This is a genomic window from Microbispora sp. H11081 (assembly GCF_012999535.1).
Lineage (GTDB): Bacteria > Actinomycetota > Actinomycetes > Streptosporangiales > Streptosporangiaceae > Microbispora.
Map to the genome: position 1 here is coordinate 352,108 of NZ_JABBWV010000007.1, position 11,030 is coordinate 363,137.

9 protein-coding genes and 2 pseudogenes are annotated in these 11,030 nt (G+C 62.3%); 8 read left to right on the forward strand and 3 right to left on the reverse strand.

The window, feature by feature from the left end:
* Positions 1-376 precede the first annotated feature (376 nt).
* Both HHX31_RS20585 and HHX31_RS20590 read left to right on the forward strand, forming a co-directional pair.
* Positions 377-916: a hypothetical protein gene (locus tag HHX31_RS20585; protein ID WP_169949912.1), complete on the forward strand. Its 540-nt coding sequence runs from the start codon at positions 377-379 to the stop codon at positions 914-916.
* Positions 895-3,384: a hypothetical protein gene (locus HHX31_RS20590; RefSeq protein WP_169949913.1), complete on the forward strand. Its 2,490-nt coding sequence runs from the start codon at positions 895-897 to the stop codon at positions 3,382-3,384. Before HHX31_RS20585 ends, HHX31_RS20590 begins: the two co-directional genes overlap by 22 nt.
* Before the next feature lie 303 nt (positions 3,385-3,687).
* On the opposite strand, the gene HHX31_RS20595 is transcribed toward HHX31_RS20590, so the two are convergent.
* Complete coding sequence (locus tag HHX31_RS20595; RefSeq protein ID WP_169949914.1) at positions 3,688-5,421, reverse strand: IS1634 family transposase; 1,734 nt, start codon at positions 5,419-5,421, stop codon at positions 3,688-3,690.
* A 191-nt stretch (positions 5,422-5,612) separates the two neighbouring features.
* Here HHX31_RS20595 and HHX31_RS20600 point away from each other — a divergent pair, with 191 nt between their 5' ends.
* The 4 genes and pseudogenes from HHX31_RS20600 to HHX31_RS35975 form a co-directional block, all read left to right on the forward strand.
* The gene (locus HHX31_RS20600) at positions 5,613-5,921 is read left to right on the forward strand and encodes a hypothetical protein (protein ID WP_169949915.1); all 309 of its coding nucleotides are present in this window, start codon (positions 5,613-5,615) and stop codon (positions 5,919-5,921) included.
* A gap of 309 nt (positions 5,922-6,230) precedes the next feature.
* A complete protein-coding gene (locus HHX31_RS20605) occupies positions 6,231-6,437 on the forward strand; it encodes a CopG family transcriptional regulator (protein WP_231513793.1) in 207 nt (68 codons plus the stop codon).
* Complete coding sequence (locus HHX31_RS20610; protein WP_169949917.1) at positions 6,434-6,871, forward strand: type II toxin-antitoxin system VapC family toxin; 438 nt, start codon at positions 6,434-6,436, stop codon at positions 6,869-6,871. Before HHX31_RS20605 ends, HHX31_RS20610 begins: the two co-directional genes overlap by 4 nt.
* A gap of 84 nt (positions 6,872-6,955) precedes the next feature.
* Positions 6,956-7,057: pseudogene (locus HHX31_RS35975) on the forward strand (peptide-methionine (S)-S-oxide reductase); the annotation flags it as partial.
* 94 nt (positions 7,058-7,151) lie between these two features.
* Here the strand turns inward: HHX31_RS35975 and HHX31_RS20615 are convergent.
* Complete coding sequence (locus HHX31_RS20615; RefSeq protein WP_169949918.1) at positions 7,152-7,781, reverse strand: TetR/AcrR family transcriptional regulator; 630 nt, start codon at positions 7,779-7,781, stop codon at positions 7,152-7,154.
* Positions 7,782-7,961: 180 nt separating this feature from the next.
* Here HHX31_RS20615 and HHX31_RS20620 point away from each other — a divergent pair, with 180 nt between their 5' ends.
* Entirely contained in the window at positions 7,962-9,002 is a 1,041-nt protein-coding gene (locus HHX31_RS20620; RefSeq protein WP_169949919.1) for an aldo/keto reductase, read from the forward strand.
* Positions 9,003-9,246: 244 nt separating this feature from the next.
* Here HHX31_RS20620 and HHX31_RS33750 read toward each other — a convergent pair whose 3' ends face one another.
* A complete protein-coding gene (locus tag HHX31_RS33750) occupies positions 9,247-9,495 on the reverse strand; it encodes a hypothetical protein (RefSeq protein ID WP_211590002.1) in 249 nt (82 codons plus the stop codon).
* Positions 9,496-9,961: 466 nt separating this feature from the next.
* Between HHX31_RS33750 and HHX31_RS20630 the strand changes: the two are divergent.
* Positions 9,962-10,903, forward strand: a pseudogene (locus tag HHX31_RS20630) (transposase); the annotation flags it as partial.
* Between the last annotated feature and the right edge of the window lie 127 nt (positions 10,904-11,030).

An 11,030-nucleotide genomic window follows, 5' to 3' on the forward strand; every position in this document is an offset into this window, starting at 1 on the left:
GAAAAAAAGTGGATCCGGGCAAAGAGCGGAGCCAACTAGAAGAGGTCATATCTTCTATCGCTTCTATGCTCACGGTGGGGGCGTGGTTGGCTGGCGGAGCTGCTGGAACCTCCCTGGTGCTCACGGGCCTACTACTTTGGGTGCCGCCTTCGCGAGACTCTGTTAACGTTGCTCTCAGCTCGGCGGGCACTTCATCTGTCGCAAGTATCTGTCCCGCACTCGGCTCGAGATTCGAAGCTTCTATAGAGACGGGGCAACTCGAGAAAAACGGACCTCTGGTAACGCTTACCGTCGCCGGGAAGAGCTGTGGGCGTAAGGATGGGACAGTGAATCTCACCATCCAGAGAGACTACATTTCGGCTGTGGTGGCGGCGGCGTGATCCACGGCAGGCGTAGCAGAACGTTGCGAATACTCTGCTTACGCAAGACGCCGCTTCAGTTCCGGTGGGAAAAAGCGCTCCTTGATGCAGTGGACCAGATGGATGTGACTGCTGAGATTGAGCACATTAACGATCAGTGCCGACCACAGTCGGACACTGACGTGTTCGTGGTCCTCTACGCTGCCGCATACCACACGACCACCATCGAAGACGTCATGAAGATCGCGGCTAAATGTCGCGATGCTAACCCGGCAGTTCGTATTTGTATTGTTGCCTGCGACTACTCTGAGCGCACGGTGCAGGTTGATGAAATCGCGGCAGCGGCAAAAAGGGCCGGCCTGGACGATCCTTTCGAGATCGAAATATTTCATGATGTGAACAGGCTACGTTCCTGGTTCGTCGAACACATCGAATTCGCTCTGAGCGTGCTTCGTCACCGATCTTATTCGGTTGCCCTGCCGGTTATACTGGATGATGATCCCCAGCGTGGTGGTCTCGATGGGGAAGGAGGATCGTGGCCAGGTCCGATCTTCTAACGGGTATCGAGTGGGTCGTAGCCTGTCTGACCCCTAGCGACATTGCTCCTCATCCAAACTTCAGGGTCGATTCAGTTAGCCCAGTCGAGCTTTTCGCTTTACTTGTTGAGCTTGAAGTAGCTGAATTTGATGACTATCTGGATCGGCTTGATTCAGGGAAAGATTTTGCGAGAGGCGCATCGGCTGAGCTGTTGAGTGCTGCAAGAGAAAGCTTGGGCTCCGAAACTCAGCGACAGGCCATGAATCGCCTGCTCGAATTGGCCCAAAGCCCGGAGCCGCCTTTAGGTATCCGAGTTGCGGCGGTGCTATTGGGTGCGGTTGCGGCTTCCGAACTAGATGAATTGGATCTAGCAGTCGATGCCTTAAAACGGCTACACGAGCCGATGCATGTCTACGCAACAAATTCTAACGCCAGCGCGAAATTGCTCGGTGCGGTTCTTGCTCAGCAGCTTGCTGTCAGGTTGCTTGAACTGGGAGAAATAGACCAGGCCTATAGATATGCCGACGAGGCGTTCCAGACTCTCAACTTGAAAGGTATGGAGCTCTGGGATGAGTTCCCAGTATCACGCGGTATTGCTTGGGATTCCCGGCAATCCCAGGCTCGAGCAGCAGAACTCATCCGCGGCAATGCTATGTCTGCAAGAGCCTTTCTTGCGGATGACTCTTCCAATGAATGGATCGATGTAGTACGGTCTCCTGCTCCAAGCAGTGAAACGCGGCCGCTTAGAACTACTCTTAGAGGCCTGACTACTCTCATCGATGAGAAATTCCGGGAGAGATTTGAGGTTGGGGGGTCGTCCCGTACGCTTCGTATCGGAGGCGATCCCGTACTGCAACCTCTTTACGCGGCTTTGATGCATGCGGAACTAGCCGGCTCCCTTAGTGAAATCGGGAAGCTTCGAGAGCTTATCGGTCAGACTCTTATGCTCCGGAGTCTGGACGAGGATTTGGGCGCTTCCGTTGCTGAGGCGATTCGACTTTTGCGACAGAGCGATTCTGAAACTTCCCTCAAAAGACTCCTTCGCAGCATCCGCATCCATGGGCCCATTGAGGTTATCGGCGATGCTGGCTCGCGGCTTTTGGCGACTAAGGCGCCGACAATGTCCGTAAGCCAAGCAGATCTCTACTTAATCGAGGCGGCCGCAGACCTTCTTCCTGTACCACTTAAATCTAAAGCGATTGCAGTTGCGCTCGCATACCCATCTACAAAAAGCGATAGAAGGCTTGGACAAGCTGCCTCTGCTCGATGGAAGAAATTAGAGGATAGCCTTCGTGTTGTAGCCACCCTTCTGCCTGAATCCAATGCTGACGACTTTACTGCTCGCCAAGTTCTCGCATGGCTCAAAGATTTCGGAGTAGAGAAAAACTCGCTAACGTTCAGCGCTGCAGTGAAGGTAGCTGAGGCCGTACGGTGGGGGCGAGTGTCCAATAAAGTTCTCCATGGATGGCGTCAATGGATATCTGATCTCGGCGAATATGCGGACGCTGGGAAACTAGACTTTCTGCGACTGGCCGAAGTGCTGGATGCTCCACTGAACCTTGCGGAGATTCTGGCTCCCGAGGGACCTGAATACGTTACCTGGGTGGTCAATCGAAAGCTTAGTGGGAAGCATGTCAGTTCAACTGAGCTTTCGATGTCGATTGAGATATGTGCCCGATATCTTCTTGAAGATGTTGAGCGAGCCGATCGAGGTGTTATAGAGGGACACCTGTATTCTCCTGCTGAGCTTTCCGCCTATCTGATCGCTAAGTGCGACGCGACAGAACTTTGGGATCCGCTGGTAAAGTTCCTCATAAATCCAGGTGTGGCGGCGTGGGATAAAGTTTCAGCCCTTAATCGGCTTGCTTATTCCCCTCTTGTCATCCCTGATGCAATTCGTGCCATGATACTTGAGGGTCAGCCTACGATACTAAGAACTAGAGGTGCTGCCCGCTTTGGCCCCAAAGTAAATATGCTGCCATCTGCGTGGCGTAAGTTCGCGCTGGCTAACGGCCTAATATCGCTGAGTTCGGCCCAGATGGATATAATTACGGACGCGGCCTCTAGGTACACGGAGCTTAGGTCGGCAGCGGCGGAATCGGCGGCCTTCTTTTCGGATCGGAGTCCGGAAGCTGATTGGCCGGCTGTGCTGTTATTGCAGCTTTCGCAAGACCAAGACAGCTCAGTTCGCGCGGCCGCTGCACGTAATCTTGCTTATATCTCGTCGCGAGCGTCGGTCACCCAGATCGTTGTCCAGGAACGTGTCCATCAACTTCTGTTCGAGCCCGGAGTTGGTCTTCCTATGGCTATATTAAGAGGACTGTTGCGCTCCGCCGAGCAACAGTCTGGCAACTCCGAAAATGGGTTCTGGTGGACGTCGCATGTGATGGGACTCGTGCAGTCCCATCCGTCATCTCTTATTCGTGCGAATGCCTCTCGTTTGCTGTCCTCAACCTCTCGCCCTGGCGGTGAGGACAACAATGAATGAAGGAACTGCTTCGCTGGTGCCTCATTGAGCCTTGAGGGAAGTCGGCTTGCGTTGACTCGTGGTCCGTTGAATCAGTAAACCCGAGTAGGCATCTGCTGTTGGTGCTGAAGAGGGATTAGGCACCTTGGCGATGTTGGGCTACCCTTCTCATCCCCTGCCCCTGCTGCCCGATTGTTCGTGGCCCTTGGTCCTGCGTTCCGCAGATGTGTAGCGAGAAGAACACCTGAATCTGGGTTGTGGGCTGCGGAAACGCTTGCGGGCACGCTGATGCGGCGTGTCACTAGGCGCAGGTGTTGTGCCTGGTCAGTCGTCTGCGGCGGGTGCAGCCTCGACGATCTTCTTCGGGGTCGGGATGTCGAGTTTGGACAGGATGTCGCGCTGGGGCTTGGTCAGCTCGGCGCGCTGGCGGAAGGTGCCGGTCGGGCCGGTGAAGGTGGCCACGGTGAGCAGGTCGAACTCGTCGCGGATGCGGTTCCAGGTGGAGCCGGTGGTGGTCTCGATGATGCGGATCAGCAGCAGCGCCAGCCAGCACAAGATGACGTGCGCGCGGATGCGTTCCTCGAGCCGGTGATAGACCGGGCGCAGGTCGATGATCTGCTTCATGTCCCGCCAGCCCCGCTCGACTTCCAGTAATTGCTTGTAGCCGACGGCGATGTCCTCAGCCGTCAGCTTGGGGTCGGAGCAGCGCAGCAGGTACTTGCCGTCCAGGTTCGCCTCGGTCTTGACCTTCGCGGCGTCGAGGCGCAGCAGCCCGTTGGGAGTGGTGCGCAGATAGCGGTTCAGGCCGGGCTTGGTGGAGATGACTCCGCGGAGTTCGGCGCGTTTGGTGGCGTTGAGCGCGTCGCTGCCGGCGATCACCTCCTCCAACTGGGTGATCAGACGCTCGCGGATGGCGGCGTCGCGCGTGGCGCCGTCGGGGTTGAAGCAGATCACGAACCGGTCGGCCTCGCCGATCCGGACCTCTTTGACCTTCAGGTTGTCGGCGACGTCCTGGTAGCGGCCCTGGCGGGACAGGGCGGCCTTGGCCTCGGCCGAGCCCGAGCGCAGCCGTTCGCCGATGATGTAGTGGTGATCGCCTTGGCGCAGGTAGCGGAGGTTGTCAGCGGAGGCGAAACCGCGATCACCGACCCACACGATCTTGGACAGGGTCCAGTCTCGCGTGTCGTCTTTGACCTGGCGGATCAGAGCGGTGTCGGTGGTGTTGCCGGGCCAGGACCAGACGCGGACCGGGATGCCGTCGCGGGTGACGGCCATCCCGATGACGATCTGCGGCAGGTCGTCGCGATGGTCTTTGGACTTGCCGCGGGCGCGGAAGCCCTTCATCACCGGTTCGTCGCCGTCGCCGCCGTCGCCGTCGCCGTTTTCGGGGTCGGGGTCGGGCAGGGGGACGCCGCGCTGGTCACGGGCGATCGGCTCGTCGGGTTCGTCGATCTGGAAGTAGGTGGAGGTGGTGTCGAAGAACAGCAGGTCGACTTCGAGGTTGAGCAGGGTGGCGACCTGGTCGAACACCTTGCGTTCGACGGAGTCTTGGACCTGGTGCAGCCAGTCCATCGCCCGGTAGCAGGCGTCGTCGCTGCAGGCGGGCAGGCCCTGGATGTGGGCGTTGCGGCCGATCCAGTGCGAAGCGGCCAGCTTGGAGGAGGCGTCCAGGGCGCGGTTGGCGACCAGCGCGAACAGCACCCGCTCGGTGAAGACGCTGCGGCGGGTGGAGGCGAGGATGCGTGTCAGAATCGTGTCGATCTTCAGCTGCCGCCACAGCTGGTCCAGGAGGTAGGGGCCGCCGTAGGCGGCCGAGCCGATGAAGGTGAGCTCCGCGCCCGAGGTGAGTGCGGCGGCCCGGCCCGGGTCCAGCAGCCGGCATAGCGAGCTGACCAGGCGTTCGACGGCGGCGCGGTCGATCTGGTCTTCGCGGCCGAAGTTGTGCAGCACCTTCATCTTGGCGGTCTTGGCGACGGGGTCCCATTCGTTGTGGGCGAGTTGGAGGTATCGCACCGTGGTGCCGTTTTTGTTCTTCCGGGTCGCGGTCCTGACGAACATGTCACCAGACCGTAGCAGTGTGTGTGCAGATAGTGATGGGGTTATCGCCGAAGTCGTGTCACTAGGGCTTTCCGCCGTTTCCGCTAGGCCATAAGCCACTGACCTGCTGTTTCAGGCCCGAACGTGCCCTGGATCATGGATTAGCTGCGGAACGCGGGGCCGAGGAACCCGCCTATGGCGTCCTGTCGTCATTGAGGCTGTGGGAATCGCTGGTCTACGACATGGAGCAGCAGTGGCTTGAGCAGGACTTTTACATGGTCTACGAGTACCTCAATGACCTCACCGTGCGGGACGGGCTGGAAGAGTACTGCGAGGTATTGAGTGGGAAGCTACGGGCCAAGTTCCGCCGTGCCGTGGATCGGCTCGACGAGCGTTACCGAGCGGTGACATACGAAGACGGCGGTGCAGAGCTGGGGCAGTACTGGAGGCCTCTCTCCGAGAGGACCGAGACCCGATGGTGGTGGACTCGTAGGCCGAACGATCTACCGCCGGGCTGGTGACTCTCAGTAGCATCGGCGAGGACTCTCTCTACAGGGGCAAGGCGAGCCGCCTACGGCGGCGCGCCGGGCGGCCAGCGGGCCGGGCGTGCGACTCTCCGGCCGGTCCCGGCCCGCCCGCCCCGCGCCGATAGCGGAAACCGATGGCGTCATTCTCCTACTGGTTCTCAGCCCTCGCCGGCTGGCCTCGTCGCAGGAGGTCGTTCGCGTTGGCCGACCTTGTTGGAGGGTAGCTACGGCGAGTGAGCCTGGGCAATGTGATCCTCCCATTGGTAGGATCGGCGTATGGGTGAGCCGTCGAGGACTGACAAGATGAGCATCACCGTGCCTGCGGACGTCGCCGCCGAACTGCGGGCCCGGGCCGGACAGGGCAACGTCTCGGCGTACGTCACCCATGCGCTGGTCCGTCAACTGGAGCATGACCGACTGGGGGATCTGGTGGCAGATCTTCGAGAAATCCATGGTCCGGTGACCGATGAGGAGTTGGCGGCGGCACGGGCAGAGTGGCCGAGCGCGTGAAGCAGCGGAAGCGGATACGCCCGCGCGAGCACGGCGCCCTCGTCCTCGACAACGAAGGTCTTTCGCGGGCGGCGACCGACAGAGCGATGTACGTCCGGCTCCATGCCGCGCACCTCGATGGACGGCGTGTCCTCACGTCCGCTGCCATTCTGGCCGAAGCGATGAGAGGTACCCCGCGTGACGCGGGGGTACATCGCGTACTCGGTGGTGTGGTGGTCGAACCGGTCACTCGCGAGGTCGGGGAACAGGCCGGCAAGCTGATCGGGGCGGCGGGAATGTCAACCGATCAAGCAGTCGACGCCATGGTCGCGGCTACGGCATTGGCTCAAGAGGGTCCTGTCGTGATCGTCACATCCGACGTGCCGCACCTGACGGCCCTGACGGCGGGTCACGAGCGGATACAGGTCGTCCATGTCGACAAGATCAGCCGATAGCATCGTCACGTCGAAGACACCTGTGTGAGATCGCGTAGCTGGCGAGGCCATATCCGCGTCGATTTATTGCGCCAATCGAACTGCTACCACCAGCAATATCTCTTTAAGGTGCCCAACGGCTACTGCGGCATCGGCGGCACCGGTGTGACCTGCCCCGTCGGCCTGACGACCTCCAGCGGGGAGTAGCCGGGGTTGCTGAGACCTCCGGGTGCAGTCAATGCCGCCGTCCCCGCTCACCGGCCGTCCCGCATTCCGCGGACCAGGTGGTGTTCTGGGGCGCTTACTGACTGTAGTCCGCCGGGCGGCGGTAGACGCCGTACCACCAGGTCAGTGCCAACTCGCGGGCGAACGCGGCGTCGCTGCCGGGATCCCCGGCGGTGACGTGGTCGACGAGGGCCCGTTCGCCGCCCATGACGATCACCCGGGTGGCGCTCACCGGGTCCACGCCGGGAGGAGTGCGGCCCGCGTCCTGCTCCGCGCGGAGCACTGCGATCGTCCAGTCCGTGAACTGGACGAGTTCCGCACTCCAGAAGTCACGCACGGTCGCGTCGTAGGTGCCGACCTCGGCGAGCGCCCGCCGTACGGCGGCATGTTCGCGATAGACCTTCACCACTTGCAGGAAGGCGGCCGCGAGGCGTTCGACGCCGTCCGATGGAGCCCATGCCGAGGTGAGGTCGAAGGACGAGGTCATGAGTTCGGCGGCCAGCCGCATGATCAGATCGATCTTGTCGCGAAAGTGGCTGTAGAAGGTCGAGCGGGCGACGCCGGCCTCGGTGCAGATTTGTTGCACGCCGAGCTCGGTAAAGTTCGCGCCGTTGATCAGGAGACGCTGCGTCGCGGCCAGGATTTCCGCCTCGGCCGAGGTGGGGCGGCCGACTTTCGCGGTGCGTCGTCGGGTGATCGAGGGCATGTCCGAATCCTAGGGGTTGTCACCTTGCGGGCGACGTCACACTACACCCCGCACTACACCACGCCCGGACACGGTGTAGCGTAATTTCCCGACACGATGTCCGGACTCGGCGACCGGAAGGGCGTGGGAACGCTCGTCGCCGACCGGTAGACCGGACGTATCTACGAGGAGGAGTAGCTGGTGAAATATCGTCTGCTGGGACGTACGGGGGTCTGGGTTTCCGAGATTTCCCTGGGCGCGATGACGTTCGGCGGCAAGGACCACCCGGTGTACCGCACCCACGGAGCACTCGGGCGGGAGGAAGTAGATCGGATCGTCGGCACGGCACTCGACGCCGGGATCAACTTCATCGACACGGCCGACGTCTACGCCGACGGCGAGAGCGAGGAGTTGCTCGGCCGGGCGATCGGGAGGCGCCGACGGGACGTGCTGCTCGCCACCAAGCTGCTCGCTCCGGTCGGGCCGGGGCCCAACGACCAGGGGCTTTCCCGTCTTCACGTGATGCGGGCCCTGGACGACAGCCTGCGTCGGCTGAAGACCGATTACATCGATCTCTATCAGCTCCACAACTACGACCATGTGACGCCGATCGAGGAGACGCTGAGCGCGCTCGACGACGCGGTGCGACAGGGCAAGGTCCGCTACATCGGCTGTTCCAACTTTGCCGCCTGGCAGATCAGCAAGGCGCTGGGCGTCTCCGCCCTGCACAACCAGGCGAAGTTCGCCGCCAATCAGACGCACTACTCGCTGGTGTCGCGCGACGCCGAGCGCGACCTGGTGCCCCTGGCCGAGGACGCCGGGCTGAGCCTGACGGTGTGGCAACCGCTTGCCGGCGGATTCCTCACGGGCAAGTTCGACCGCGGCGGGGCGACCACCGAACAAGACTCCCGCCGAGCCCGGAACGGCTTCGACTTCGTGCCTTTCGACGAGGAGAAGGGCTTCAGGGTGCTCGACGTGCTGCGGGCCGCCGCCGCGCGGCACGAGGTGAGCCCCGCTCGGGTCGCAATCGCCTGGCTGCTCGCCCAGCGCGCCGTCACCAGCGTCATCGTCGGCGCTCGCAAGCTGGAACAGCTCACGGACAACATCGCCGCCGGCGACCTGACGCTCACCGAGCAGGACCTCGCCGAATTCGACGAGGTCAGCCGGTCGCCGATCGCCTACCCGAACTGGATTCAGGAGTGGTTCGCTCCGACACGGATCCCGGCCGGCAACCTGGCCTGATCAGAACGTCCGGCATCCGGCGTAGCCGTTCAGTTCTCCCATCCGAAACCGGGTTGGTTCTGGGCCGACACTGACGTCATCCACCTGCTCGTCGCCGGAGTGCGGATCAAAGAGCTTCCGTTCGCACCTGTCCAACGCCGTCCTGGCCGAGCTCGCTGCCGGCGGGGGACGCGCGGCCGGAACGCCGCCGCCACCCCGCCCGCCGGCTGAGCCGGTCACGGTGCAGCGGGTGCAGAACTGTCAATCATGTCGTGGACCAAACAAATCGGTGGTCACAGGCCTGTGACGGTACTGCGGCGTTCGATGAAGACGACGTCGCGCCGGCGGCACCCAGTGACGCCCGGAAGGGGTCTTCAACCTCCCGCCGCTGAAAGTCCTTGCACACGCTCGCAATGGATTCGCCGGCCAGCACGCGCTGGGCGGCCTCGCGGATTACCTCGGCCTCTTCGTCGATGATGGTGATGCGGTCTTCGGCGTAGCCGCAGGGGCGCATCCCGCCGCCGGAGACCTTGCCTGCCTCGGCATTCTGGCGTCGCTGGCGCTTTTGACGTTCGACCTTGTGCTCCGCCTCGTGGCGGGCGGGGAGTGCTGGAAGCAGGTCAACTCCGTACCGTGAGGAAGCGCGCCCGGGATCTCTGCGGGCACTGCTTCCGCGTCTACGCCGACGGGAGGGCCGGACCTACGTCGCTCGCCTGATCCGAATCGCCGACCTGGTCCTCCTCGGCTCACTGAGGGACGCTGATATTGCCTTGTCGGCCACCGCTCGCTCGACCAGACGCAGTGAGGAGAACCTCCGAGGTGCCGCCCTCCTGGCGAAGAAGATCCTCTCCAGGGAGTCGCGAGAGAGTGACTCCCGTCGGCAGAGATGCCCGGGTGGTCTTTGAGCAGATGGCCAAGCGAGTCCGTGATCAACTGCCGGGGAACGTCACTCTCCTGGATGCGCGCGGCACCGGTGTCCCAAGGAATGCCGCCTGGACCCGCAGATCACGATCGGGCTGCTCACCGATGCGTCCGGGTTCCCGCTCATGGTGGCCGCCTTCGAGGGCAACAAGGCCGAGACCCACACCATGCTCCCGGTGATCGAAGGGTTCATGGCCGCCCACGACCTGCCGGACGTCACGATCGTGGCCGACGCCGGGATGATCTCCGAAGCGAACAAGCAGGCCATCGAAGCCGCTGGGCTGTCGTTCATCCTCGGCATGAAGATCCCTGAGGTGCCGTATGTGGTCAAGCAGTGGCGGCGTGAGCACCCCGGCACCCCGATCCCCGACGGGCACATCTTCATCCAGCCCTGGCCGTCGGGATCGAGCCGGCCCCGCCGCGACCAGATGATCTACTACCAGTATCGGGCGGAGCGGGCCCGGCGCACGCTGCGCGGCATCGACGAGCAGGTCGCCAAGGCCCAGCGCGCCGTCGACGGGCAGGCGCCGGTCAAGCGCAACCGGTTCATCCGGCTGTCGGGCGCCACCAAGAGCGTCAACACCGAGCTGGTGGACAAGGCCAAGGCCCTGGCCGGGTTCAAGGGCTACATCACCAATCTCGCCGCCTGCCCGGACGGGACGCCCATCACCGCCGAGTTCGTCATCAGCTCCTACCACCGGCTGTTCGAGATCGAAAAGTCCTTCCGGATGAGCAAGCACGACCTCAAAGCCCGGCCGATCTACCACCACAAACGCGAGTCCATCGACGCGCACCTGACGATCGTGTTCGCCGCCCTGGCGGTCGGCCGGTGGATCGAGGCACGGACCGGATGGTCGATCAAGAAGTTCGTCCGCACCGCCCGCCGCTACCGCACCGTCCATATCCAAGCCGGCAACCACGTCCTGACCGCCGCCGACCCCCTGCCCACAGACCTACGCGACGCCCTCAAGCGCATCCGCGGCCCCGAAGGTGCGCACTAACCTCGGGCTTTCGCGGCGCATTTGAGCGGGCTTGATCGTTTACATGAGAAAGTGCCTTTGAGCTGGGAGGATTGGGCTTGTCTAGAGTCCTGTCCGCACCAGTTCAGAAGGCACTTTCCGAGTGAAG

What these genes read in the sequence shown, in the direction of transcription:
- HHX31_RS20595 (WP_169949914.1), bottom strand. Translation starts at nt 5,421, where the DNA reads ATGTTCGTCAGGACCGCGACCCGGAAGAACAAAAACGGCACCACGGTG.
- HHX31_RS20605 (WP_231513793.1), top strand. Translation starts at nt 6,231, where the DNA reads ATGAGCATCACCGTGCCTGCGGACGTCGCCGCCGAACTGCGGGCCCGG.
- HHX31_RS20615 (WP_169949918.1), bottom strand. Translation starts at nt 7,781, where the DNA reads ATGCCCTCGATCACCCGACGACGCACCGCGAAAGTCGGCCGCCCCACC.
- HHX31_RS33750 (WP_211590002.1), bottom strand. Translation starts at nt 9,495, where the DNA reads ATGCGCCCCTGCGGCTACGCCGAAGACCGCATCACCATCATCGACGAA.